Source organism: Streptomyces hazeniae, from assembly GCF_031845485.1.
GTDB lineage: Bacteria > Actinomycetota > Actinomycetes > Streptomycetales > Streptomycetaceae > Streptomyces > Streptomyces hazeniae.
In genome coordinates, this window is sequence record NZ_JAVREQ010000020.1 from 91,824 (window position 1) to 117,487 (window position 25,664).

Consider the following 25,664-nt stretch of genomic DNA (forward strand, 5'->3'; position numbering starts at 1 on the left):
CGATGACCGGTCAGCTGTTGCTGCCCGCACGGCCCCAGTCCGGGCCGATCCGCGCCCACTCGTCCTCCCACGCGGCATACCTGCGCCGCAGCAGCCGTGCCATCGCCGCGCGGCGGCCCGCCTCCACGGCCGCGCCGGTCAGCGCCCCCGCGACCAGGCCGGTCGCCACCGCGTAGGCGGCGGCCGTGCCGTGCGCCAGCGGAGGAGGCGTCAGGCTGCCCTCGGCGTCCGTCCAGACGCGGAACCGCTCTCCCGGGTCCATGGGTCTCGCGGCGTGCACCGTCCCGGTGTGGGTGACGCCGTCCGGGCCCTTCCAGAAGGCCAGCACCGGGTGGCTCTGCGGTCCCTCGTCGTCGTCCGCTTCGCCGGGAGCCGTGGGCGGGCGGTCCACCGGCTGCTTCGCGGTGGCCCACACCGCGTGGCGCTGCGCGTGCTCCTGCCGCACCAGCGCGGCGAGTTCGCCGTACGCGGCCGTGCCGGCGGCGACGCCGGCCAGCGGAACGCCGAGGAGCAGCAGCGCCAGTCCGCACAACGCGAGCCACGCCTCCGCGAGGTCGGAGCGGCGGCACAGTGGACTGCGGCGCCACGTCCACAGTCCCGCGATGCTCCGCACGTCTCGTGCCCCCTTCTCTTCCCCCGGCGGACTCTACTCCGGTGCTCCCGCCTGCGGGGAGTGGTGCGGAAGGCGCCCGTGACCGTCGCGCGTCCGGACTCCGTGCGCCCACCCGGACGACGCCCGGGGCAGGCCGTATGGTCGCTCACCGTGAAGGACCGGGCTGCTGTGGTGACGATGCGTCGAGAACGGCGCCCCGAAACGCCGCGTTACCCGCGGCACGCGGGGGACATTCCTTCCGGCTGCTTATCTTTCGAGCGATTGCGGACATCGTGAGCGCCTGGCTAACTTCGTCGCGCGGTGCGGGAAATTCCCGCAGCCAGAAGGAGATTGGTGGTCCTCCATGACGACTTCGATGGAATCGCATTCCGATAGCGACTACGTCGAAGACCAGCACCCCTCGAGCCTCGGAACCGCAGCCGCGCGGAATCTGGCCACCACCACCAAGACGGTCCCGCAGATGCAGGGGATCTCCTCCCGGTGGCTGCTGCGGGTCCTTCCGTGGGTACAGGTGTCCGGCGGCACGTTCCGGGTGAACCGGCGGCTCGTGCACACCCTCGGGGACGGCCGGGTGGAATTCGTCTCCACCGGTTCCGACATCCGCGTGATCCCCGCCGAACTCACCGAACTCCCGCTGCTGCGCGGCTACGCGGACCGCCCCGTGCTCGAGGCCCTGGCGGACCGCTGCGAACAGCGCGACTTCTCCGCAGGCGAGACCCTCGTCGAAGCCGGCGCCCCCGCGGACCGTCTGGTGCTCATCGCGCACGGCAAACTGCGCAAGGTCCGGCCCGGCAAGTACGACGAGGACACCGACCTGGGCGTCCTGGCCGGCGGGGACTACGCGGGGGACGCCGACCTTCTCGAGGAGCCGGGGCACTGGGAGTTCTCGCTGCGCGCGCTGACCGGCGGCACCGTACTCACCCTCTCCCGCGCCGACTTCGAGGACGTCTACGGCCGCTCCGACAGCCTGCGTGCCCACTGCGAGGCGGCGCGGGCCGCCCTGCCCGCCCAGCGCACCGCGGACGGCGAGTCCGAGATCGCGCTCACCGCGGGCCACAGCGGCGAACCGGCCCTGCCCGGCACCTTCGTGGACTACGAGACCTCGCCCCGCGAGTACGAACTGAGCGCGGCGCAGACCGTGCTGCGGGTGCACACCCGGGTGGCCGACCTCTACAACCAGCCGATGAACCAGCTGGAGGAGCAGCTGCGGCTGACCGTCGAGGCCCTGCGTGAGCGGCAGGAGCACGAGATGGTCAACAACCGGGAGTTCGGCCTGCTGCACAACGCCGACACCCGGAACCGGCTGCACACCCGCTCCGGGCCGCCCACCCCTGACGACCTGGACGAGCTGCTCGCCACCGTCTGGAAGGAGCCCAGCGTCCTCCTCGCCCACCCCAAGGCCATCGCCGCGTTCGGTCGCGAGTGCAGCAGGCGCGGCATCCAGCCCGCCAACGTCGACTTCGAGGGCCACGCGGTGCCCGCCTGGCGGGGCGTTCCGCTCCTGCCCTGCAACAAGATCCCGGTGTCCCGAGAGGGCTCCACCTCCGTCATGGCCCTGCGGACCGGCGAGCAGCGCGGCGTCGTCGGACTCCACCAGACCGGCATCCCCGACGAGTACCGGCCCGGCCTGTCCGTACGGTTCATGGGGATCGACGACAAGGCCGTCATGTCCTATCTGGTGAGCGCCTACTATTCCGCGGCCGTTCTCGTGCCCGACGCGCTGGGAATTCTCGAGGACGTCGAAATCGGCCACTGATCCTTCCCCCGGAAACCGCCGCACGGCCCGGAACCCGCGACCGCACACATCCCCCGAAGCGCAGAGAGGCAGACGTCCTTGACGACCCATCCGGAAACCGAGACCGACCACACCACCTCCGCGGAATCCGAGCCCACGAGTCTTTCGACTGCGGCAGCGCGGAATCTCGCGACCACCACCAAGACGCCCCCGCAGATGCAGGGCATCTCCTCGCGCTGGCTGCTGAAAGTCCTGCCGTGGGTGGAGACCAGCGGCGGCACGTTCCGCGTGAACCGGCGCATGACGCACACCCTCGGGGACGGCAGGGTGCAGTTCACCAACACCGGAGCGGCGGTGTCCGTCATCCCCACCGAACTGCGGGAGATCCCGCTGCTGCGCGGGCTGACCGACGAGGACGCCCTGCGGCAGCTCGCCGACCGCTGCGAACAGCACGAGTTCTCCGCCGGGGACACCGTCACCGACGCCGGCGGGCCCGTCGACGCGCTGCTCCTCGTCGCGCACGGCAAGATCCACCGGATCGGCCGGGGCAAGTACGGCGACGAGGCCGCGCTGGGCACGCTCACCGACGGCGACCACGCCGGAGACCAGGCGCTGACCCCCGAGCCGGGGGAGTGGGAGTACGGACTGCGTGCCGGCACCCGCTGCATCGTTCTCTCCCTGCCGCGCGCCGCCTTCCAGGAGGTCGCCGACCGGTCCCCGGCGCTCCGCGACCACCTGCACGCGTTCCTCTCGCGTGCCATCCCCCGCCAGAACCGGCGCGGCGAGGCCGACATCGCGCTGACCTCCGGCCACTCCGGCGAAACCGTCCTCCCCGGGGTGTTCGCCGACTACGAGATCGGGCCGCGGGAGTACGAGCTGAGCGTCGCGCAGACCGTGCTGCGGGTGCACAGCCGTGTCGCCGACCTCTACAACGACCCGATGAACCAGCTGGAGGAGCAGCTGCGGCTGACCGTCGAGGCCCTGCGCGAGCGGCAGGAGCACGAGATGGTCAACAACCGGGAGTTCGGCCTGCTGCACAACGCCGATCTCTCCCAGCGCATCCCCACCCGTTCCGGGCCGCCCACCCCCGACGACCTGGACGAGCTGCTCTCCCGGCGCCGCAAGACCGAGTACCTGCTCGCCCACCCCAAGGCCATCGCGGCGATCGGCCGGGAGATGAGCGGCCGCGGCCTCTGCCCGCCGGAGACGGAGCTGCACGGCACCCGGGTGCGTACCTGGCGCGGCGTGCCGCTGCTGCCGTGCAACAAGATCCCCGTCGCGGACGGCACCACCTCGGTGCTCGCCATGCGGACCGGGCAGCAGAACCAGGGCGTCGTCGGGCTGCACCAGACCGGCATCCCCGACGAGTACCAGCCGGGCCTGAACGTGCGGTTCATGGGCGTCGACGACAAGGCCGTCGTCTCCTACCTCGTCAGCGCCTACTACTCGGCCGCCGTGCTCGTGCCGGACGCCCTGGGCGTGCTGGAGGACGTGCAGGTCTGACGGCTGCAGGAGGTGCAGGTCCGGCGGCCGGCTCCCGGCGGACCCTGGCCGGGCGCGCCCGCGTGGCGCGCCCGGCTCACTCCTCCCACCGCCAGCCCGCGACCTCCGACAGGTCCGTGCCGTGCTCGAGGATCCAGGCATGGTGGCGGGACCGCACGTCCGCCATCGCCTGCCGCACGCCGGCCGCCCGCACCGCCAGGCCCGGCACCCGGTCCAGCACGTCCATCACCAGCCGGTACCGGTCCAGGTCGTTGCGGACCACCATGTCGAACGGCGTGGTCGTCGAGCCGGACTCCTTGTACCCGCGGACGTGCAGGTGCGGGTGCACGGCACGGCGGTAGGCGAGCCGGTGGATCAGCCACGGGTAGCCGTGGTACGCGAAGACGACCGGCCGGTCCCGGGTGAAGACGCCGTCGAAGTCGGCGTCCCGCATCCCGTGCGGGTGCTCCTGGTGCGGCAGCAGCCGCGCCAGGTCCACGACGTTCACCACGCGCACGGCGAGTTCGGGCACGTGGGCCCGCAGCAGCGAGGCGGCGGCCATGACCTCCTGGGTGGGCACGTCGCCGGCGCACGCGAGCACCACGTCCGGTTCCTCGCCGTAGGTCTCGGTGCCGGCCCACTCCCAGATGCCCACCCCGCGGTCGCAGTGCGCCCGGGCCTCTTCCAGCCCGAGCCAGTCGAAGCACTCCTGCTTCCCGGCGACGACCACGTTGACCGTGTCGCGGGTGCGCAGCACGTGGTCGGCCACGCACAGCAGGGTGTTGGCGTCCGGCGGCAGGTAGACGCGGACGACCTCCGGGCTCTTGTTGAGCACGTGGTCGACGAAGCCGGGGTCCTGGTGCGAGAAGCCGTTGTGGTCCTGCCGCCAGGCGTGCGAGGTCAGCAGGTAGTTGAGCGCGGAGATGGGCAGCCGCCAGGGCACCTCCCGCGCACTGTGCACCCACTTGATGTGCTGGCTCGCCATGCTGTCCACGATGTGCGCGAACGCCTCGTAGGAGGCGAACAGGCCGTGCCGGCCGGTCAGCACGTACCCCTCCAGCCAGCCCTGGCACAGGTGCTCGGAGAGCGCCTCCAGGACCCTGCCGTGCGGGCCCAGATGCTCGTCGGTGGGACGGGTGCGCGCCTGCCAGCCCTTCGGGGTCGCGCCGTAGACGTCGTCGAGGTGGTTGGAGGCCGTCTCGTCCGGCCCGAACATGCGGAAGTCGCGCCGCTCGTGGGTCGCCGACATCAGCTCGCCGAGCCAGCCACCCAGCACCCGGGTCGGCTCGTGCATGCTCGCGCCCGGCCGTTCGGGGTCCACCGCGTGCGGTTCGAGCGCCGGCAGCGGCAGGTCGCGCAGCAGGCGGCCGCCGTTGGCCTGCGGCAGCGCGCCCAGCCGGAGGTCGCCGGCCGGTACGCAGTCCAGCACGTGCGGCAGCGGCCGACCGCTGTCGTCGAACAGCTCCTCGGGGCCGTAGCTGCGCAGCCAGCCCTCCAGCTGCCGCAGCCGCTCACGGTCCTCCCGCACCCCGGCGATCGGGATCTGGTGCGCCCGCCAGGTGTCCTCCACCGGGACCCCGTCGACCGACGCCGGGCCGGTCCAGCCCTTGGGAGTGCGCAGGACGATCATCGGCCAGCGCGGCCGGTCGGCTCCGGTCTCCGCGCGGGCGGCGCGCTGCAGGGCACCGATCCGGTCCGCGGCGCTGTCGAACGCGGCGGCCATCGCCGCGTGCACCTCGAGCCGGTCGCTGTCCGGTGCCGCCGTCACGTGCACCGGGTCGTACCCGTAGCCCCGCATCAGGGCGTCGAGTTCTTCCTCGGGGATACGGGCCAGCACCGTGGGGTTGGCGATCTTGTAGCCGTTGAGGTGCAGCACGGGCAGCACCGCGCCGTCGTGGACGGGGTCGAGGAACTTGTCGGCGTGCCAGGAGGTCGCCAGTGGCCCCGTCTCCGCCTCGCCGTCCCCGATCACGCAGCAGACCAGCAGGCCGGGGTTGTCCATCGCGGCGCCGTAGGCGTGGGCCAGGGAGTACCCCAGCTCGCCGCCCTCCTGGATGGATCCGGGCACTCCGGGAGCGGTGTGGCTCGGCACGCCGCCGGGCGTGGAGAAGGCGCGGAAGAGCCGGGTCATGCCGTCGGCGTCGCGCGGCACGTCCGGGAACAGCTCGCCGTAGGTGCCCTCCAGCCAGCTCCCCGCGAGCACGGCGGGCGCACCGTGTCCGGGGCCCCACACGCAGAGCGCCTCCAGGCGCCGGTTCCGGATCAGCCGGTTCAGGTGGGTGTAGACCAGGCCGAGACCGGGACACGTGCCCCAGTGGCCGAGGAGCCGCGGCTTGATGTGCTCCGGGCGCAGCGGCTGGCCCAGCAGCGGGTTGTCGCGCAGGTAGAGCTGGCAGGCGGCGAGGTAGACCAGCGCGCGCCAGTGCGCGTCCAGCCGCTCCGCCTCCTCGTGCGTGAGCCGTGGGGAGGTCTGCATGCCGGAGGGGTACCAGGCATGCGAGGGGATGACACGTCGCGGGCGGCGCCCTCCCCCTGATGGGTCGCCGCCGCGTCGTTCCCCGGCCCCGCGGTGCGGAGTCCGGAGGTCAGTACCCCCGGCCCTGGTACGGACGTCCGTACGGGTCGTCGTAGCCGCCCGGCATCTGCCGCGGCGCGGCGGGACGCGGGGCCACGGGACGCATCTGGTGCTGCGGCTGCTGGCCGGCGCCCGGGTAGCCCTGCTGACCCTGGGGTCCGCCCTGCGGACCCGGGTAGCCGTAGCCGCGCGGCTGGCTCTGCTGCTGCGGGATGTACGGGGAAGGGGCCTGGTGGAGCGGCGCCGGCTGCTGGGCGGGATAGCCGTGCTGCTGCCCGTAGGGGTGCCCCTGCCCGGACGGGAGCGCGGGCAGCGCGGACGGCAGCGCGGGCAGGTGACTCCCGGTGTCGTACGCGGCGGGCACCCGGATCGGGGCGATCTGCGGGGTACCCCGCTCGGCCACGAGCATGTCGTAGATCGGGGTGTCGGGGAATGCAGGAGCAGCGTAGTAACCGCCGCCGTAGGTGCTGCGGGGGGAGGTCATAGTCCATAAGTTAAGCCCACGATGTGCTGGTTGGGGAGCCCGATAAGCGGGTCATTTTGCGCGTCACACGTGACCGGACGTCACCAATTCGAGCGAAAGAGGGAAGAAACGGTCGCACCGGTGCCTTGTGTTCGTGTAAAGGGCACGATCCGGCCAACATCGGGCCGGGTGTCACGTGCCGGCGTACGTCCGGCCCTTCCACGCGGCACCCGCGCCACGGTGGTGCCGCACCGCCGAGTCCACCGTCATCAGCAGGTACAGCACCGCCACCGCGGGCAGCGTCAACACCACCCACCACGGCACCCGGTGGTACCGCACGGCCGGCAGGTAGCTGAGCGTCATCAGCGCCCAGGCCGCCCAGCCGACGGCATGCCCGGCGAGCGCCGTCGCGGGCGGCGCCACGTACACCAGCAGCAGACCCGCCACCGTCACGGCCAGCAGCGACCGGCTGTGCCGCAGCTGGGCGTACGCGCTGCGCGCCACCATCGCCCACAGCGGAGCCAGTCCTTCGTACGGCCGCACGCTCGCCACCTCCCCCGCCAGGCCCAGCCACACCCGTCCGCCGCCGCGCTTCACCGCACGGCCCACGGCGACGTCGTCGATCACCGCGCCGCGAACGCTCCCGGGGAGGCCCGCCCGGTCGGCGGCGTCCGCGCGCAGCAGCATGCATCCGCCGGCCGCGGCCGCCGTACGGCCACCCGGCCGGTTGACCCGGGAGAACGGGTAGAGCTGCGCGAAGAAGTACACGAACGCCGGTACCACCAGGCGCTCCCAGCCGGTGGCCACCCGCAGCCGGGCCATCAGCGAGACGAGGTCCAGGCCGCCGTCGCGCGCGGCGCGCACCAGGGCGTGCAGCGAGTCCGGCGGGTGCGCGATGTCGGCGTCGGTCAGCAGCAGGTACGTCGCCGCGCGCCGCGAGCGGGCCACCGCGACGCCGTGCCGGACGGCCCACAGTTTGCCGGTCCAGCCCGGCGGGGGCGGTCCCGGGGAACACACGGTCAGCGGCAGCGCCCCGGGCGCCGACGCGGCCAGCGTGCGGGCGACCTCACCGGTCCCGTCGCTGCTGCCGTCGTCGACCAGGACCACCTCGGCCGGGCCCGGGTACCGCTGGGCGAGCAGCGAGGGCAGCGTGAGTGGCAGCACGGCCGCCTCGTCGCGCGCCGGCACCACGATCGCCACCGGCGGCCACGGCTCCCCGTCCGCACCCGCCCGGGCCCCGTCGCCCGCCGGGTCCGGGGGCGGCAGCCGCACATCGGTGCGCCAGAAACCGCCGTGTGCGAGAAGCAGCCACAGCCACGCCGCCAGTGACAGCCACGAGGTCCACGTCAGCACGCTCACCTGCGGCAGTCTGCCGCAGGGCGCCCGCACGCACCGGGAGCGCGGCGTGGCGATCGGTTAGAGTTCCGCCGTGAAGATCGCGCTCGTGGACTCCGGAATCGGACTGCTGCCCGCCGCGGCCGCGGTACGCCGCCTCCGTCCCGACGCCGACCTGGTGCTCTCCAGCGACCCCGACGGGCTGCCGTGGGGACCGCGTACCGCCGGCGACATCGCCGCCAGGGCCCTGGCCTGCGCGCGGGCCGCCGCAGCCCACCGCCCCGACGCGCTGATCGTCGCCTGCAACACCGCCTCCGTGCACGCCCTGCCCGCCCTGCGCGCCGAACTCGAGCCGCTGGTACCGGTCGTCGGCACCGTGCCGGCCGTCAAGCCCGCCGCCGCCTCCGGCGGCCCGGTCGCCGTCTGGGCCACCCCGGCCACCACCGGGAGCGCCTACCAGCGGCGGCTGATCGGCGACTTCGGCAACGGCGCCCGGATCACCGAGGTCCCCTGCCACGGCCTCGCCGACGCCGTCCAGTCCGGCGACGAGGACCGGATCGACGCGGCCGTCGCCGCCGCCGGGCGGCTGACCCCGGCCGGAGCCCGCGCGGTGGTCCTCGGCTGCACCCACTACGAACTGGTCGGAGCGCGTATCCGCACCGCCGCCGCGCACGAGGGCCCCCTCCCCGAGCTGTACGGCTCCGCCGACGCCGTCGCCGCCCAGGCGCTGCGCCGCCTCGACGCCGCGCCCGCCCCGCAGGCCCCGGCGACCGGCGGACTCACCGTCCTGCTCAGCGGCCGGCCCGGAGAGCTGCCGCAGGCGGCCCGCACCTACGCCGAGGGCCGTCTGCTCGCCGACGCGCTCCCCGCCCCGACGGGCCGCCGCCCGCCCGCCTGACCCCCGCCCGCCCTCCGCGGCGAGGTCCCTCACACGGACGAAGCCCCGCGGGGGAGGACACCGCCGGCCGCGCGTCACGTCCTAGAGTCGGGCGCATGGCGACACCCGAGTTCATCCGCGCGATCCGTGCCACCGCCGGTCAGCAACTGCTCTTCCTGCCCGGCGTCAGCGCGGTGGTGTTCGACGACGAGGAGCGGGTGCTGCTCGCCCGGCGCGCCGACACCGGCCGCTGGGCCATCATCGGCGGCATCGCCGAACCGGGGGAGCAGCCCGCCGACACCATCGTGCGCGAGGTGCGCGAGGAGACCGCCGTCGAATGCGTTCCCGAGCGCATCATCTCCGTCCAGGGCCTGGAGCCCATCCGCTACCCGAACGGCGACCGCTGCCAGTTCATGGACATCTCCTTCCGCTGCCGCGCCGTGGGCGGCGAGGCGCGGGTGAACGACGACGAGTCGCTGGAAGTGGGCTGGTTCGCGCAGGACGACCTGCCGTCCCTGGAGGAGTTCGCGGTGCAGCGGATCAAGCGGGCAGCACAGGAGGGCCCCGCCTGGTTCGCCTACGACGTGCCCGCGGGCGGCGCCCCCGCTCCCGAGGGGCCGCCGCCCGGCTGAACAGCCGTGCCGCCGGGCGGCGGGCGGGCCTCAGACCTTCCGGTACTCGTACGCGTCCCGTGCCGCCGCCGCGACCGCCGCACGGTCCGCCCCGGCCGACGCGGAGACCACCGCGGCCACGGCGCCCTCCACGAACGGGGCGTCCAGCAGTTCGCTGTCCTTCGGCAGCTCGTCCTCCGCCAGGAGCGCGCGTACGGTCAGCACCGCGCTGCCCAGGTCGGCCAGCAGCAGCACCCCGGCGCCCTCGTCCACGGACAGCGCCGCCTCCCGGATGGCGTCGGCGTCGGTGCCCAGCCCGCCGTCCGGCGCACCGCCCGCCGCCGCGACCGGCACCGACCCGCCGGTGCCCACCAGCCCGGACGCCATCTGCGCGACCGCGGCCGCCACCTGCGAGCTGTGCGAGACGAGCACCAGGCCGACCCGCGGCTCCTCCTGCTCACTCACCGGCGCCCACCGCCTCCGCCAGCGCCGTCACCAGCAGCACCGAGGACGCGGCGCCGGGGTCCTCGTGGCCCACGCTCCGCTCGCCCAGGTAGCTCGCCCGGCCCCTACGGGCCCGCAGCGGCACGGTCGCCGTGGCGCCCTCCGCCGCCGCCCGCCCGGCGGCGGCCAGCGCGTCGGCGAGGTCCTCCCCGGACTCCAGCGCCTCCTCCAGCGCGGTCAGCGCCGGGAAGAGCGCGTCCAGCATCGTCTTGTCGCCCTCGACGGCGCCACCCAGCTGCCCCACGGCCTCCACGCCGATGCGCAGCGCAGCCGCGACCTGCCGGCCGTCCGCCGCGGACTCGTCGCCGAGCGCCTTGCCCGCGCGGCGCAGCAGGGTGCCGTACAGCGGGCCGGAGGCGCCGCCGACCTTGGAGACCAGGAGCCGTCCGGAGAGCAGCAGCACCGGTCCGGGCCCGGAGGGCTGGTCGTCGCGCAGACCCTGCCGTACGGCCGTGAAGCCGCGCCGCAGGTTGGTGCCGTGATCGGCGTCGCCGATCGGCGAGTCGAGTTCGGTGAGACGGTCCGCCTCACGGTCCACCGCGTCCGCGGCGGCGTTCATCCAGCGCAGTGCGCGCGTGGTGTCGAGTACGGAACCGGGGGAGTCGGGCAAGGGAGTCTCCTGACACGTCGGGCGACGGAAACACGGCGGGCGGTACGGGGGTGCACGGCGGGTCCTAGGCGCCCCAGCGCAGCCCGGGGGTGGCCACGGGAGCGTCCCACAGCCGCAGCATCTCCTCGTCCGCCCGGCACAGGGTGACCGAGGCCCCTGCCATGTCGAGCGAGGTCACGTAGTTGCCGACCAGCGTGCGGGCCACCGGCACGCGGCGCTCCGCGAGCACCCGGTGCACCTCGCCCGCGAAGCCGTACAGCTCCAGCAGCGGCGTCGCGCCCAGGCCGCTGACCAGTGCGAGCACGGGCCCCTCCGGCCTCAGGTCGTCCAGCACCGTCTGCACCGCGAAGTCGGCGATCTCGCCCGAGGTCATCATGGCCCGGCGCTCCCGGCCGGGTTCGCCGTGGATGCCGATGCCCAGTTCCAGCTCGCCGGCCGGCAGGTCGAAGGTGGGGCCGCCCTTGGCGGGTGTGCTGCACGCGCTGAGCGCCACCCCGAAGCTGCGGGAGGACTCCGAAACCCGGCGGGCCAGGGCCTCCACCCGCTCCAGCGGCTCCCCGGCCTGCGCCGCCGCCCCGGCGATCTTCTCCACGAACAGCGTGGCCCCGGTGCCGCGCCGGCCCGCCGTGTGCGTGCTGTCCTCCACCGCCACGTCGTCCGCCACCAGCACGCTGGCGACCTGCACGCCCTCGTCCTCGGCCATCTCCTGGGCCATCTGGAAGTTCAGGACGTCGCCGGTGTAGTTCTTCACGATGAACAGCACGCCCGCCCCGCTGTCCACGGCGGCCGCGGCGCGCACCATCTGGTCCGGCACCGGCGAGGTGAAGACCTCGCCCGGACACGCCGCGTCGAGCATCCCGAACCCGACGAACCCGCCGTGGAGCGGCTCGTGGCCGGAGCCGCCGCCGGAGATCAGCCCGACCTTCCCGGCCACCGGCGCGTCCCCGCGGAGCACGATCCGGTTCTCGACGTCCACGGTGAGGTCCGGATGCGCGGCGGCCACGCCGCGCAGCGCTTCCTCGACCACCGTCTCCGGCACATTGATCAGCTGTCGCATGGAGTCCTCCCGGCTGGCACCGACACCGAACACCTCACTCAACCAGGCTCGCACCGGGTGGGGAACGGCGCGACACTCGGGGAATCCCTAGATCGCCTCCCCGCCCTCGTCGCCGCTCCCCCGGAGCCCCGCCCCTGGTCGGAGCGGGGGAGGGCCGTGTAGACAGGGGAGCATGCCAGACAAGCCCTCCTACGACGCCGTGATCGTCGGCGGCGGCCACAACGGCCTGGTCTCCGCCGCGTATCTCGCCCGCGCCGGTCTCTCCGTGGCCCTGCTGGAACGCTCCGACCACACCGGCGGCGCCGCCGTCTCCACCACCCCGTTCGCCGGCGTCGACGCCCGCCTGTCCGCCTACTCCTACCTGGTCAGCCTGCTGCCTCGGCAGATCGCCGACGATCTCGGGCTGCGCCTGCCGCTGCGCAAACGCGCCGTGTCCTCCTACACGCCCTCCGTCATCGGCGGCACGGCCGGCGGCCTGCTGGTCACCGACGACGACGCCCGCACCCGTGACTCCTTCGCCCGCCTGACGGGCTCGGACCGGGAGTTCGAGGAGTGGCAGGACTTCTACGCCATGACCGCCCGCGTCGCCGAGCGGGTCTTCCCCACCCTCACCGGTCCGCTGCCCACCCGGGAGGAACTGCGCGCGGCCGTGGCCGACGACGCGGCCTGGGAGGCGCTGTTCGCACGTCCGCTGGGCGAGGAGATCGAGCGGCGCTTCCGCGACGACCTGGTGCGCGGCGTGGTGCTCACCGATGCCCTGATCGGCACGTTCTCGCACGCCCACGACCCGTCGCTGGCCCAGAACCGGTGCTTCCTCTACCACGTCATCGGCGGCGGCACCGGCGACTGGGACGTTCCCGTCGGCGGCATGGGCGCGGTCACCGGGGCACTCGCCGACGCCGCCCGCTCGGCCGGTGCCGAGCTGCTCACCGGGCACCACGTGCACCGCATCGCGCCGGACGGCGCGGGCGCCGAGGTCCACTACAGCACCGGCGGCACCGAAGGCATGGTGGCCGCCCGGCACGTGCTGGTCGGCGCGTCACCCGAGGCCCTGGCCGCGATGCTGGGCGAGGAGCCCGCCGAGCGCGCCTCCGGGTCGCAGCTCAAGGTCAACATGCTGCTGCGCCGGCTGCCCCGGCTGCGGGACACCGCCGTGGACCCGAGGGAGGCGTTCGCCGGCACCTTCCACATCGCCGAGGGGTACCAGGCGCTCGCCGACGCGCACCGGCAGGCCGCGGACGGCCGGGTGCCGTCGGCGCCCCCGTCCGAGATCTACTGCCACTCGCTCACCGACCCCTCGATCCTGGGCCCGGAGCTGGTCGAGCAGGGCTACCAGACGCTCACCCTGTTCGGGCTGCTCATGCCCGGGGAGCTGTTCACCGGCGACAACGACGCCCGGCGCGCGGAGGTGCTGAAGGCCACGATCGCCCAGCTCGACGCCCACCTGGACGAGCCGCTGGCCGACTGCCTGGCCGTCGACGCCGAGGGGCGGCCCTGCATCGAGGCCAAGACGCCAGTCGACCTCGAACGCGAACTGCGGCTGCCCGGCGGCCACATCTTCCACGGCGACCTGGCCTTCCCCTACCGGGACCCCGACGCCGGGCGGTGGGGCGTGGAGACCGGGCACGCGGGCGTCCTGCTGTGCGGATCGGGCGCGGTGCGCGGCGGCGGCGTCAGCGGGGTGCCGGGGCACAACGCGGCGATGGCCGTCCTCGAGGCGGAGGGCCGGAAGTCCGGCTGAGCGTCCGCGGGCGCTCCCGCGCGGCGGGCGGTGTCCCGGGAGCCCCGGGCTCCCGGGACACCGGCGTCACTCCCGCTCGTCGACGATGCGCCTGATCTTGCCGACCGAGCGTTCCAGCGTCTCCGGTTCGGTGATCTCCACCGCCACCGAGACGCCGATGCCGTCCTTCACCTCGCGCCCGATCGTCTCCACCGCCTCCGTGCGTTGCTCCGGTGTCGCACCCGGCCGCGCCTCGGCCCGCACCGTCAGCCGGTCCATCCGGCCCTCGCGGGTCAGCCGCAGCTGGAAGTGCGGCGCCACACCGGGCGTCCGCAGCACGATCTCCTCGATCTGCGCGGGGAAGAGGTTCACCCCGCGCAGGATGATCATGTCGTCGCACCGTCCGGTGACCTTCTCCATGCGCCGGAACGCCGGCCACGCCGTCCCCGGAAGCAGCCGGGTCAGATCCCGGGTCCGGTAGCGGATCACCGGCATCGCCTCCTTGGTGAGCGAGGTGAAGACGAGTTCGCCCGTCCCGCCCTCCGGCACCGGCTCCCCGGTGACCGGGTCGACGATCTCCGGCAGGAAGTGGTCCTCCCACACGTGCAGGCCGTCCTTGGTCTCCACGCACTCCTGCGAGACGCCCGGGCCCATGACCTCCGACAGGCCGTAGATGTCCACGGCGTCGATGCCGGCGCGTTCCTCGATCTCCCGGCGCATCTCCTCCGTCCACGGTTCGGCACCGAAGATCCCGGTCCGCAGCGAGGAGGCGCGCGGGTCGACGCCCTGCCGCTCGAACTCGTCCAGCAGGGTGAGCATGTAGGACGGGGTGACCATGATGATCTCCGGACGGAAGTCCTGGATCAGCCGCACCTGCCGGGCCGTCATCCCGCCCGAGGCGGGCACGACCGTGCAGCCGAGCCGCTCCGCGCCGTAGTGCGCGCCGAGCCCGCCCGTGAACAGGCCGTAGCCGTAGGCGACATGGACGAGGTGCCCGGGCCGCCCGCCCGCGGCGTGGATGCTCCGGGCCACCAGGTCCGACCAGACCTCGATGTCCCGCTCGGTGTAGCCGACGACCGTCGGCTGACCGGTGGTGCCACTGGAGGCGTGCACGCGGCGCAGCCGTTCCCGCGGCACCGCGAACATCCCGAACGGGTACTGCTCGCGCAGGTCGTCCTTCACGGTGAACGGGAAGCGTGCCAGGTCCTCCAGGCCCCGGCAGTCCTCGGGCCGCACCCCCGCCGCGTCGAAGGCCCGGCGGTAGTGGTCCACGTTCTCGTACGCGTGGTGGAGCGTGGCGCGCAGCCGCTCCAGCTGCAACGCGCGCAGCTCCTCTCCGGACAGCCCGCGCGCGGCGTCGACGGCCTCGGTGACCTGCATGTGCATCGCCCCAACCGATCATTCGGTAGCTTGATCCCGTTCAAACAACCAGGAGGCGCCGAGGTCCGTCAAGGGGTCGCCGCCGGCGGACTCCGGGGCCCGCCTCAGGCCGGTCCGGCGCCCGCCCGACCGCACCGTGGCCCCCGGTGGCCGCGACGTACCATGGCGGGCATGTCCTTCCTCCGCCGCCGCAGCGCCCCCGTCCCCGCCGGGCCCGACTTCGACGTCCTGGCCATGGACCCGTCCGACTGGCCCGGGAACCTGGGCGCCGGACTGCTGCCCGCGCCGGACGGCACCTGCCAGGGCGTCTTCCTGCGCTACGACCTCTTCGGCGGCCGGGGCCCCGCGATGATCATCGGCAACCTCCCCGAGGGGTCTCCGTTCCGCGACCTGGGGGAGGGGCAGGTCCCGCTGGAGGTGGCGCAGTTGCTCGCCGCCCTGGAGAACGAGGAGCAGGTCGAGGTCACCGCCGTCGAGGACGATCCGGTGATGCACGAGGACAACCTGCTGATCGTCCGGCGCGTGAAGTGCACCGAGGAGCGCATCTCCTGCGTGCAGTTCGACCGCAGCGACGGCGTGCTGGTCACCATCGCCTCCTGGGACCGGCCCATCACCAGCGACCTGTACGCGCTGCTCAAGCCGCTCCCGCCGGAGATCTTCAGACCGTAGTCACGCGCACGTCCCGGGCGTCGACGATCGCGACCCGGTGCCCGAACTGGACCTGCACGTAGCGCCGCTCCCCGTGCACCACCACCGCCTTCCCGCCCGACGGGTCGTAGCTCTGCGCCCACAGGAAGCTGCCGCGGGTACGCAGGCCGACCACGTACCGCTGTCCCGCCTTCAGTTCGTACGGCAGCCGCTCGATGTCCTGCACGGGTACGTCCTCCGGGTAGGCGCCCGCCTCGGGGTAGGCGCGGCCGTACACGGCGACGGGACCCCTGCCCTCCTTCGGGGTGACGATCCTGCCCCGGGCGGGCACCGCCGTCGGCCGGTCCGCGGGGTTGTGGAACCAGGCCTTCCGGCCGAGATACCAGATCGCGGTCCAGTCGCCGTCGCGGCCGGCGAGAGCGTACTGCTGGCCCGTGGTGGCCCGGGCGCCGGTGTCGTTGACGCCGGTGGTCGACGGGTCGCCGTCCGGGCGCAGGCCGATGTCCTTCACCAGCGGGGCGTCCGGGTCGGGGGCGGTGTGCAGGCGGACGGCGGCGGAGCCGTGCGGGGCGCACGGGTCGCCGGAGTCGTCGCAGCGGGTGTAGACCGGCCGGTGCGCGTCGTAGTCGGGCAGGATCGTCACCATCTGCGCGCCGCGCCAGGAGCCTTCGGGGCCGAACGGGGCGCCGAGCAGGCGGAAGTAGTGCGCCCAGTCCCAGTACGGTCCGGGGTCGGTGTGCATGCCGCGGACGGCGGACGGGGTGGTGCCCGGCACGTTGTCGTGACCGAGGACGTGCTGACGGTCCAGCGGAATGTCGTACTTCTTCGCCAGGTACCGCACCAGACGGGCGGAGGAGCGGTACATCGCCTCGGTGTACCAGGCGTCCGGCTTCGTCAGGAAGCCCTCGTGCTCCAGGCCCACCGACCTGGCGTTGACGTACCAGTTGCCCGCGTGCCAGCCGACGTCCCGGGTCCTGAGGTGCTGCGCCACATGCCCGTCGGAGGACCGCAGGGTGTAGTGCCAGGAGACGTAGTCGGGGTTCTCGATCAGACTGGTGGCGCCGTTCCAGTACCCCTCGACGTCGTGCACCACGAGGTAGTCGACGGCGCCGACGGCCGGGCGCCGTGCGCGGTCGTGGTTGCCGTAGTCGGTGGAGCCGTCCTCCTTCTCCCATCGTTCGTAGGCCGCCGGCTGCCAGGTGCAGGACAGCTTCGCCGGGCACTCCACCGGGCCGTCCGGGGCGCCCGCGCGCACACCGGGCCCGGACGCCCGCCCGCCCCCCGGGCGCAGGGCCGGGGAGGGCTCGAGCTCCACCGGCTGCCCCGCGTCGGTGACCCTCCGCGCCCCTCGGCGCAGCACGGAGAACACCTCCTCGGCGAACGCGGCGGCCGCCGACTCGTCGTCCGCTCCGGAGTAGGCGGCGACCGCGCCGAACCAGTCCGCGGGGTCCTCGCTCGCCGGGAGACCCAGCTCCCGCTGCGCCTGCGCCAGCAGCGCCGCACCACCCGCGATGTTCGCCGCCGGATCCTCCCGCAGCCGCTCCGCCGCGATACCCGTCAGCTCCGCCGCCTCCGGCAACGTCCGCAGCCGCTCCGGCACCCGCCCGGCCTCCCGGCCCTCACCCGCCCGGGCGGTCTCAGACAGCCCCGCCACGTCCAGCGGCCGCGCCGCGTCACCCCGCGGATCCTCCGCACCCCCGTGATGGTGCTCCCCGGACTCCGCCAACGCCGTCCGCAGATCCGTCAGATGCATCGGCCCGTACCCGCCCGACACACTCGCCGCACCCGCATGCCCGTCCCACCGCGACTGCAGATACGACACCCCCAGCAACACACTCCGCGGCACCTCGTACCTCTCCGCCGCCCGCTGGAACGCCCCCTGGAGGGAGCCGGCCGGCGGCTCGGCCGGACGGGCGGAAGCGAGCACGGGAGCGGCGGCGGCCGTCTGCAGCAGCAGGGCGGCGGCGCAGATCCCCGCCGCGGTGCGTCCGCGCCTGCGTGAGGAGGGCGCGGCGGGGCGAGAGCCCCCGCCGGGGGAACGGGGAAGGGAACCGGATGAGCCGAACACGGCGGTCTCCTCGGCGGCTGGTGCGGTCCGGGTACCCGGGGAGGTATTGACCGCGGGGGCGGCCCCCAATCACCGCCGTCCGGGTACCGCACCGCCGCCGTCCCCGGCGCCGGGCGCACACCGGGGCGGCGGGTCAGCCGGTGCCCACCGCCGCACGTACCGCCCGGCGCGCCAGCCCGCAGTCGTCGTGCAGCCGGCGCAGCAGCAGCCGCTGCTCCTCACCGACGGTCATCGCTCCCGACCCGTCCGGGCAGGGAGCGGATCCGGCCGGGGCGGGACCCGGTCCGCGCATCGTGCGCTGCACCGCCGTCTCGTAGGTGCGGATCTCGCGGGTGAGCACGAGCATCAGGTTCACCAGGAAGGCGTCCCGCGCGGCGGGACCGGCCGCCTGCGCGAGCTGGCTGATCTGACGCCGCGCCAGCGGCGCGTCACCGAGCACGGACCACAGCGTCGCCAGGTCGTACCCGGGCAGGTACCAGCCGGCGTGCTCCCAGTCGACCAGCACCGGACCGTTCGGGGACAGCAGGACGTTGGACAGCAGGGCGTCCCCGTGGCAGAACTGCCAGGCCGCACCGGGCCGGCCGCCCGGATGCGTGGCCCCGTGCAGCAGTTTCTGCAGGTCGCCCATGTCCCGGTCGGTGAGCAGCCCCAGCTCGTGGTAGCGGCCCAGCCGCGCCGGATAGTCCAGCGGCCGGTCGAACGCCTCCGCCGGGGGCCGCCACATGTTCAGCCGGCACAGCGCTCCCAGCACCGTGCGTACGTCGTTCCCCGACGGAGTCTCGAACGGATGGCGCTGCAGTGCCGCGGGACGTCCCGGCATCCGCTCGGTCACCAGCATCCCGCCGTCCGGGTCGGCGGCCACCAGCCGCGGCGCCCGCACCGGCGGCCTGAGCCGGGTGAACGACCGGTACACCGCGCCCTCGTGCTGGAACCGCTCCACCCACGCGGGAGAGGCGTCCAGTAAACACTTGGCGACCACCGGCCGCGGCCCGACGGTTCCGGCCAACAGCACCGAACGGCCGCTGCGCCGCAGCAGTTGGACGGGCCGGAAGTCGGGGCAGACCCGGTGCACCGAGGCGATGACGGCACGCAGCTGCGCCCCCTGCGGGCCGGACAGGTCGAGCCTGCCGCTGAAGGGTGCCGGGCCTCCGGGCGCCCGGCGGTTCCTGCCCCCGAACTGGGTGGAACGGGGCCGGGGCGGGGCGGCCACGGGGGACGTTGCTGAATACATGGGTGAGCAGTTCCCTTCGTGCGCCGACGGCTGACGTGCGCCCCCCGGCCCGGAGGAGGGACCGGAGCAGACCGGTGCACCCTGGGGAATGCGGATCGCGACGGGACCGCTCCCCGGGCCGGGTGGCGCGTTCCTACAGGACACCCGTCCGCGGGTGGCACACCATCTGGCGAACCCTGGCGAACCCTGGCGAATGCTCGAAGCGGCGCCCGGTGCGGGCTACTGTCAACTCAGCCGAGAACCTGGGGGCTTGACGTGAACAAGGAACCCAACTCCCGTCTGGCGGACCTGTTCGGCATGGCCGGCTGGTCCAAGGGCGAACTCGCGAGACGGGTCAACCGGCAGGCGGCGGCCATGGGCCATCCGCAGCTGGCGACCGACACCTCGCGCGTGCGGCGCTGGATCGACATGGGGGAGACCCCGCGTGATCCGGTGCCGAAGGTGCTGGCAGCCCTGTTCACCGAGCGACTCGGCCGTGTCGTGACCACCGAGGACCTCGGGTTCCGCAGATCAGCACAAGCAGGGGACAGGCAGTCCGCCGACGGACTGCCCTGGGCCCCGGAGCGGATGGCCGCGGTCCTCACCGAATTCACGGGAATGGACCTCATGCTCAACCGACGCGGCTTGGTGGGCGCGGGCGCCGCGCTCGCCGCAGGATCGGCACTCAGCGGTGCCCTCCACGACTGGCTCCGGGCGGATCCCGCCTCGGCGGCCGGTTCCCTCCACAACCCCCTCGACCCCGACTCCACTCTCCTCGACCGCTACGAGGCCGCCCCTGTGGGTGTCCAGGAGGTCGAAGCCCTCGAGCACTCCGTCGAGGTCTTCCGCGCCTGGGACGCCGCCAGAGGCGGGGGGCTCCAGCGCAAGGCCGTGGTCGGTCAGCTGAACGAGGTGGGCGGCATGCTCGCCTACCACCACAGCCCGCAACTCCAGCACCGGCTGTGGGGCGTCGCCGCGAACCTCGCGGTCCTCGCCGGATGGATGTCCCACGACGTGGGCCTGGAGCCGACGGCGCAGAAGTACTTCGTCATCGCCGCGCACGCCGCGCGCGAGGGCGGCGACCGGCCGCGGGCCGGCGAGGCGCTCTCCCGGGCCGCCCGCCAGATGGTGCACCTGGGCCGCCCGGACGACGCGCTGGACCTGATGAAGCTCGCCCAGTCCGGTTCCGGTGAGGAGACGCTGCCCCGTACCCGCGCCATGCTCTGCACCGTGGAGGCATGGGCGCAGGCTTCCATGGGACGCGGTCAGGAGATGCGCCGCACCCTCGGCCGGGCCGAGGAGCTGTTCGCCTCCGACCCCGGCGACGTGCCGCCGCCGAGCTGGATGCAGATCTTCAAGGAGGAGGACCTGTACGGCATGCAGGCCCTCGCCTACCGCACCCTCGCCGAACACGACCCCGGCGTGGCCGGCCAGGCCCAGCTGTACGCCGAGAAAGCGCTCGCACTGCGCGTCGACGGCCGGCAGCGGTCCAAGATCTTCGACTACCTCACGATGGCGTCGGCCTGCTTCATCGCCGACGACCCCGACCAGGCCGACCGGTACGCCCGGCTGGCGCTGCTGAGCATCGGGCAGACGTCGTCCCACCGCACCTGGGACCGGCTGCGCGAGATGTACCGCCTGACCGGACGGTACGCGGGGCAGGGGGAGATCGAGGACCTGCGCGCGGAAGTGCGGCAGTCGCTCCCCAAGGCCCCGCGCGGCGCACGGACCAGGGGCGTGAGCGCCGTGTGAACGGCCCCCCGGGCGCCGGAAGCCGCCGTCAGGCGCCGCCGCGCGCTCACCGCTCTCGCGATCGCTGCTCCCGCACCGTCACCGCACCCGCGCGATCAGCACGCAGGCGTCGTCCTCGCGGTCCCGGCCGCCGAACTCCTCGACCACGGCCCGCAGACACTCCTGGGCGTTCCGTGCGGAGCCGATGCGGGGGGCCAGCGAGAGGAGCCGGTCCGCGGCCCGTCCCGGGCGCACCCCCGTCGTGCCGCCGCGCGCAGCAAGCCCTTCGGTGTGCAGCACCAGCACGTCGCCGGGCTCGAGGTGCTCGGTCCGCTCCCCGTACGCCGCCCCGTACGTGGCGCCCAGCAGGACGCCGTCCGGCGGGGACAACGCCTCTCCCGCGCCGCCGCGGAGCAGCAGGGGAGCGGGGTGACCGGACTGCGACCAGGCCAGGGTGCGCGTCGCGGCCTCGTAGCGGCAGCACAGCGCGCTGCCGAGCGCCGGCTGGGGTGCGGCGTCCAGCAGCCGGTTGAGGTGACCCATCAGCGGGCCGGGCCGGACGCCGGCGAGTGACATGCCGCGGAGCGCGCCCACCAACTGCGCCATGCCCGCCGTGGCGCTCGCGCCGTGCCCGGTGAGGTCGCCGACGGTGAGCAGTACCGCGCCGCCCGCGGCGGCGCCGTCGGAGAGCTCCAGGGCGTCGTACCAGCCGCCGCCGACCAGGGCGCCCTCCGCGGACGGCAGGTAGTGCGCGGCCAGGTCCAGGGTGCCCACCGGACCGCCGCGCAGCGGCAGTCGCTGCGAGCCGCGCCACGGCGGGAGGACCGCCTGCTGCAGTTCCACCGCGAGCCGGCGCGCGGTCCGTTCGGCGAGGCGCTCCTGCCGCACGGAGTCGCGGCTCTCCCGCACGGCCTGCTCGGAGCGGCGCAGTGCGCTGACGTCGCGCAGCACCGCCCACATCGAGGCGGTGCCGCCCTCGTCGTCGAGCACGGACTCGCCGGTCATGTGCACCGTGCGCACCCCGCCGTCGGGCCGCACGACGCGGAACTCGCCGTCGAGGGGGCGGCCGTCCACCAGGCAGTCGGTGACGGCGGCCATCAGCGGCCCCCGGTCCTCGGTCCACACCCAGGAGGGCAGCTCGTCCAGGGAGAGCGGACCGTCAGCCGCGGTGCGGCCGAAGATCCGGTACAACTCCTCCGACCAGCTCACCTCGTCGGTGAGCAGATCCCACTCCGCGCTGCCCACCCGCCTGACCAGCGACGTTCCCGACCCGGACGCGGAGGGGGACGTGTACGCCGCGGAGCCGGGCTGGGCGGGCACGCCCGGCAGGCCGTGCCGGGCCGGGGCGCCGGAGTCCGCGGGGCCGTCGCAGTCCGCGGGAGTGTCGGCGAGGCCGTCCCGGAGCTGGGCGAGCTGTCCGCCCAGATCGTCCGCCTGGTGCGCCGCCAGCTCCCACAGCGCCTGCTGCCAGCGGCGCTCCGGTGCGTCTCCGCCTCCGCCGTCGGGCCCGCCGCGGCGCAGGGCGTCTATACGGCCGCGCAGGCGGTCCGCCTGAGTGATCAGGGCCTCCAGCCCGCCGTCACCGGCGGATTCCGGCGGGTCCACGGGGGAAGAGGACGGCATGGGCACTCCGATGCAGAGGGGGACCCTCACGACTCTCGCACAACCGGCGACTGTGCGTAAGGGAATCGGCGACACCCGATTCGGTGGTGCTTCCGGCATATGTCGACGGCCATCCGTTTCGCTCCGACCGCTCTGCGCCCCGGGGAGGCGCCCGGGGTCCGCGCCCCGGGTGCCTTCGCCCCGGGCTGCGTGCCCTCCCGGCGCCCCGGAGGGTAGGCTGCGGCGCCGGACGGGGGAGACCCGGGGCCGGAGGAAGGGAAGGGGCAGGAGTAGAACCGCCGACGACGGCAAGACTGCCGGTCGAAGAGAAATCCCGTTGCCAGCTCGAGACCCCGCACCGGATGCTGACTCCCATGTACGTCGATCCCGTCGATTCAGACATAGCGCCCAGCGGTACGCTGCTCGGCCTCCTCCAGCGAGGCCGCGGCGACGGGACGCTGCACGCCCTCGCGGCGCCGCGCGCGGAGGCGCTGGCCGCGCTCACTCGCTGCGTGCTCCACGACCCCCGGCGCGACTGGCAGATCGAACACCGGTCGCTCTACTACGCGCGGCTGCACACGGAACTCGACGCCGGCCTCGACGCCGTGGAGGCCCACCTCTTCCACCCCGACGACGGTCTTCCCGGCGAGGGCATGGAGGAGCGCACCGGCCTGGCGCTCTCCGTCCTCGGCCACCTCGCCTCCTACGGCGACGCCGCCGCCCTGGGCCTGCTGCGCCGGTACGCCGTGTCCGGCGCCAACTGGCAGTGGGCGCTGGACGAACTCGCCGTCCGGGACGACGACGCCGGACTCCGCCCCCTCGGTCCGGCCGTCCTCGCCCGCTTCCCGCGCACCCCCGACGGCGACGCCGAACTGGCCGCCGCCGCCCGCGAGGCCTTCGAACCCCGCCCCTGGCGGCTGTGGGAGGAAGACCCCGCGCACCCCGCCCAGGCCGAACGCCTCCGCCGGGTGCGCGAGGCCGGTTCCTTCGACCGGTGGCAGCGGCAGCTGCGCACCAGCGGACCCCGTCCCGGCTGGAGCGTGCACGAGGTGCTCGCCTGGGCCCAGGAGGAGCCCGGCCCGCGCCGCGAGGCCGCCGCCGCGCGCTGCCTGGCTGCCGTCGCCACCCCCGAGGACCGGCCCGAGCTCCTCGCCGCCGCCCGCAGCGGCCCGGACGCCGCGCGCGCCGCGGCGATCCGTCACCTGGCCGAGCGCGACGACCCCGCCGCCCTCGACCTGGTGCAGGAGGCCGCCGACGAAGCCGCCGCCCTCGCCCCCTCCGCCTCGCCGCCCGGCCTGCTCGCCTCCGTACTCGACGCGTTCTCCCGGATGCGCGGCGCCGCCGCCCTCGACCGCGCCCGGCACTGGGCCGCCCGGCGCGACGACGCCCTGGGCACGGTCGCCGCCCGCATGCTCGCCTGCCGCGGCGGCGCGCAGGACGCCGACACCGTCCTCGCCGCGCTCCGCCGCACCGTGCGCACCCTCGGCCCGGACGCCGACGCGCTGGCCCCCCTCGTCGACGGCGCCGGCCGCCTCACCATCCGCTGCGCCGCACCCGTGCTGCGGCACATCTACCGCGAGACCGCCTCCTCCCAGCTGCGCGGCCGCGCGGCACAGGCCCTCGCCGCCACCGACGAGACCTTCCCCGCCGGCTTCGCCGTCGAATGCCTGTGGGACTGCGAGGAGTCGACCCGCGAGATCGCCGCCCGGCACGCCACCATCGGCGACACCCAGGTCGTCGAACGGCTGCGGAGACTGGCGACCGACCCGGCGGAGGAGGCCGGTGTGCAGAGCGCGGTGCGCGGACGACTGGAGCCCGACGGGACGTCCTGACCCGCCGGCCGACCGCCCACGCGCCGTTCGGTCGCTGTCGGTGGCACGCCGTAGGCTGTCCGTCGTGACCGAGCACCCCCCGGCGGCCCCTTCCGCGCCCAGCCTCCCACCGGCGCCCGGCCCCGCCGCCGACGAGGGCCTGGCCCGCCGGCTGAGGGCGCTGGCCTGCACCGCGCCGCTGCACGACCTCGACGTGCGGAAGGCCAACCTGGCCGGCGAGTACGGCACGTACGCCATGGCCGAAGTCGCCCTCGCCGCCATCGACCTGGTCACCCTCAGCATGGACTTCGACACCGGAGCCGACCACGACCGTGTCGTCTCCCGGCTGTTGCCCCGCGTCGCCGCGCAGGCCCCCCTGCGCGCCGCCGCCGAACACGAGCGCGTCGCCCGCTGGGTGCTGGAGAACCTCGTCAACGTCGGCAGCGTCGACCGGGGTTTCCGCACCGCCTACGGCACCTTCGACCCGGACGGCACCTACGTGCGCCGGGACTACGACTTCAAGCTCGTCGAGGAGGTGCCCGGGCCTGGCGGCGCCGTCTACCTGCGCACGACCGACGAGGCCGTCAACGTCCTCGTCGGGGCGCTCGACACCGATGTCACCAGCGCGCAGATCGCCGCCGAGGTCAAGCTCGAGGTGCTCATCAGCCGCGGCCGGCTCGCCGACGCCCAACTCGCCGCCGAACAGGCCCGCTACCGCACCGTCCAGTACGCCGAGACCCTCCGCCGCACCCTGGAGGCCACCCGGCGGAACGTGCGCGCGGTGGACTGGCTGCAGACCGTGCCCGACATGATCACCGAGGCGCTGCAGCACGTCGCGGACCGCTACCGGCACGAGAACGCCATCCTCACCAACATCCGCCGCGTCCGCGACGAGGCCACCGCCGAACGCGGGCCCGACCACAAGCGCCGCGCCGCCGAACTCGTCGACATCGTCAAGGACTGCATCCGGCGTCACACCCAGCTCCAGTCCCGGCTGCTGGAGGCGGGGCCGCTGTTCCGCGCCGAGCAGGACCGGCAGGCTTTCGCGCCGCCCGCCGCGCACTCCGGGATCGACCTCTACGGCCAGCTCCTCCACCCGGCGCTTCCCCTGCCGCTGGAGGCCGCCACCCGGGTCACCGACGCCTGGTTCGCCCACGGCACCGGCCTGCGCACCCCCGCCGCCGTACGCCTCGGCGACCTCACCGACCTGCTGCTCACCCCGCCCGCGCCGCGCGAACACCTGGGCGCCGAGATGCCCGAACCGGACCTCGTCGCGACCCCGGACGACAGCCGCTTCAGCGAAGAGCAGTTCGCCGCCGCCTGGGAGCTGCTGGACCTGCCCGCCGACGCCCCCCGCCGGCTGTCCGGACTGCTCGCCGACGCACGGCGCCGCGACCCCGAACTGCCCTATCTCGTCGCCCTGCTGGCGGTGCACGCCGCCAGCCCCCCGGTCGGCAGCGCCTACCGCCAGGGCGAGCAGCACCTGCTGTTCGCCGCCGACGACGGCACGGAGCTGGACGATCCCGAGTTCGGCGGCGCCGACCTCGTGGTGGGCACCGCGCTCCTCGACGCCGCAGGCATGACCGCCGACCGCACGGAGGCGGCGTGACGCCTCACCGCGGACCGCACCCC

The 25,664-nt window shown here is 74.3% G+C and carries 20 protein-coding genes; 9 read left to right on the plus strand and 11 right to left on the minus strand.

The window, feature by feature from the left end; translation table 11 throughout:
* Positions 1-10: 10 nt before the first annotated feature.
* Positions 11-613 (minus strand): Rv1733c family protein, encoded by a 603-nt coding sequence (locus RM572_RS20915; protein WP_311674901.1) that lies wholly within the window; start codon positions 611-613, stop codon positions 11-13.
* Positions 614-956: 343 nt separating this feature from the next.
* On the opposite strand from RM572_RS20915, the gene RM572_RS20920 reads away from it, so the two are divergent.
* Both RM572_RS20920 and RM572_RS20925 read left to right on the plus strand, forming a co-directional pair.
* Positions 957-2,369, plus strand: coding sequence for a family 2B encapsulin nanocompartment shell protein (locus RM572_RS20920; RefSeq protein ID WP_311674902.1), 1,413 nt, complete (start codon positions 957-959; stop codon positions 2,367-2,369).
* A 78-nt stretch (positions 2,370-2,447) separates the two neighbouring features.
* Positions 2,448-3,851, plus strand: coding sequence for a family 2B encapsulin nanocompartment shell protein (locus RM572_RS20925; protein WP_311674903.1), 1,404 nt, complete (start codon positions 2,448-2,450; stop codon positions 3,849-3,851).
* A 76-nt stretch (positions 3,852-3,927) separates the two neighbouring features.
* On the opposite strand, the gene RM572_RS20930 is transcribed toward RM572_RS20925, so the two are convergent.
* From RM572_RS20930 to RM572_RS20940, 3 genes are all read right to left on the minus strand, one after another.
* Positions 3,928-6,306 carry a phosphoketolase family protein gene (locus RM572_RS20930; RefSeq protein WP_311674904.1) on the minus strand — a complete coding sequence of 793 codons (2,379 nt, stop codon included), beginning with the start codon at positions 6,304-6,306 and terminating at the stop codon, positions 3,928-3,930.
* A gap of 109 nt (positions 6,307-6,415) precedes the next feature.
* A complete protein-coding gene (locus RM572_RS20935) occupies positions 6,416-6,889 on the minus strand; it encodes a DUF6643 family protein (RefSeq protein ID WP_311674905.1) in 474 nt (157 codons plus the stop codon).
* Positions 6,890-7,060: 171 nt separating this feature from the next.
* Positions 7,061-8,227 (minus strand): glycosyltransferase, encoded by a 1,167-nt coding sequence (locus RM572_RS20940; protein ID WP_311674906.1) that lies wholly within the window; start codon positions 8,225-8,227, stop codon positions 7,061-7,063.
* A 70-nt stretch (positions 8,228-8,297) separates the two neighbouring features.
* Between RM572_RS20940 and RM572_RS20945 the strand changes: the two genes are divergently transcribed.
* Entirely contained in the window at positions 8,298-9,101 is an 804-nt protein-coding gene (locus RM572_RS20945) for a glutamate racemase (RefSeq protein ID WP_311674907.1), read from the plus strand.
* A gap of 95 nt (positions 9,102-9,196) precedes the next feature.
* Positions 9,197-9,712, plus strand: coding sequence for an NUDIX hydrolase (locus RM572_RS20950; RefSeq protein ID WP_311674908.1), 516 nt, complete (start codon positions 9,197-9,199; stop codon positions 9,710-9,712).
* Positions 9,713-9,742: 30 nt separating this feature from the next.
* On the opposite strand, the gene RM572_RS20955 is transcribed toward RM572_RS20950, so the two are convergent.
* From RM572_RS20955 to dhaK, 3 genes are all read right to left on the minus strand, one after another.
* Positions 9,743-10,156, minus strand: a complete 414-nt coding sequence (locus tag RM572_RS20955) for a PTS sugar transporter subunit IIA domain-containing protein (RefSeq protein WP_027764703.1) — start codon at positions 10,154-10,156, stop codon at positions 9,743-9,745.
* Positions 10,149-10,754, minus strand: coding sequence for a dihydroxyacetone kinase subunit DhaL (dhaL, locus tag RM572_RS20960; RefSeq protein ID WP_311674941.1), 606 nt, complete (start codon positions 10,752-10,754; stop codon positions 10,149-10,151). The genes RM572_RS20955 and dhaL overlap by 8 nt, the downstream gene beginning before the upstream one ends.
* 115 nt (positions 10,755-10,869) lie before the next feature.
* The gene (gene dhaK, locus RM572_RS20965; protein WP_311674909.1) at positions 10,870-11,862 is read right to left on the minus strand and encodes a dihydroxyacetone kinase subunit DhaK; all 993 of its coding nucleotides are present in this window, start codon (positions 11,860-11,862) and stop codon (positions 10,870-10,872) included.
* A gap of 172 nt (positions 11,863-12,034) precedes the next feature.
* On the opposite strand from dhaK, the gene RM572_RS20970 reads away from it, so the two are divergent.
* Positions 12,035-13,603: a phytoene desaturase family protein gene (locus RM572_RS20970; RefSeq protein ID WP_311674910.1), complete on the plus strand. Its 1,569-nt coding sequence runs from the start codon at positions 12,035-12,037 to the stop codon at positions 13,601-13,603.
* 66 nt (positions 13,604-13,669) lie between these two features.
* Here RM572_RS20970 and paaK read toward each other — a convergent pair whose 3' ends face one another.
* Positions 13,670-14,968, minus strand: a complete 1,299-nt coding sequence (gene paaK / locus RM572_RS20975; RefSeq protein ID WP_311674911.1) for a phenylacetate--CoA ligase PaaK — start codon at positions 14,966-14,968, stop codon at positions 13,670-13,672.
* 165 nt (positions 14,969-15,133) lie between these two features.
* On the opposite strand from paaK, the gene RM572_RS20980 reads away from it, so the two are divergent.
* A complete protein-coding gene (locus tag RM572_RS20980; RefSeq protein ID WP_027764708.1) occupies positions 15,134-15,631 on the plus strand; it encodes a hypothetical protein in 498 nt (165 codons plus the stop codon).
* On the opposite strand, the gene RM572_RS20985 is transcribed toward RM572_RS20980, so the two are convergent.
* Together RM572_RS20985 and RM572_RS20990 are read right to left on the minus strand one after the other, a co-directional pair.
* Positions 15,621-17,678 (minus strand): N-acetylmuramoyl-L-alanine amidase, encoded by a 2,058-nt coding sequence (locus tag RM572_RS20985; RefSeq protein ID WP_394813664.1) that lies wholly within the window; start codon positions 17,676-17,678, stop codon positions 15,621-15,623. The genes RM572_RS20980 and RM572_RS20985 overlap by 11 nt on opposite strands.
* 133 nt (positions 17,679-17,811) lie before the next feature.
* On the minus strand, positions 17,812-18,909 hold the full coding sequence (locus RM572_RS20990; protein ID WP_311674912.1) for an aminoglycoside phosphotransferase family protein: 1,098 nt from the start codon (positions 18,907-18,909) through the stop codon (positions 17,812-17,814).
* A 255-nt stretch (positions 18,910-19,164) separates the two neighbouring features.
* Between RM572_RS20990 and RM572_RS20995 the strand changes: the two genes are divergently transcribed.
* A complete protein-coding gene (locus RM572_RS20995) occupies positions 19,165-20,640 on the plus strand; it encodes a DNA-binding protein NsdB (RefSeq protein WP_311674913.1) in 1,476 nt (491 codons plus the stop codon).
* A gap of 78 nt (positions 20,641-20,718) precedes the next feature.
* On the opposite strand, the gene RM572_RS21000 is transcribed toward RM572_RS20995, so the two are convergent.
* The gene (locus RM572_RS21000; RefSeq protein WP_311674914.1) at positions 20,719-22,242 is read right to left on the minus strand and encodes a PP2C family protein-serine/threonine phosphatase; all 1,524 of its coding nucleotides are present in this window, start codon (positions 22,240-22,242) and stop codon (positions 20,719-20,721) included.
* Between the two features lie 353 nt (positions 22,243-22,595).
* Between RM572_RS21000 and RM572_RS21005 the strand changes: the two genes are divergently transcribed.
* Positions 22,596-24,053 (plus strand): HEAT repeat domain-containing protein, encoded by a 1,458-nt coding sequence (locus tag RM572_RS21005; protein ID WP_311674915.1) that lies wholly within the window; start codon positions 22,596-22,598, stop codon positions 24,051-24,053.
* A 64-nt stretch (positions 24,054-24,117) separates the two neighbouring features.
* Positions 24,118-25,641 (plus strand): hypothetical protein, encoded by a 1,524-nt coding sequence (locus RM572_RS21010; protein ID WP_311674916.1) that lies wholly within the window; start codon positions 24,118-24,120, stop codon positions 25,639-25,641.
* Positions 25,642-25,664 lie beyond the last annotated feature (23 nt).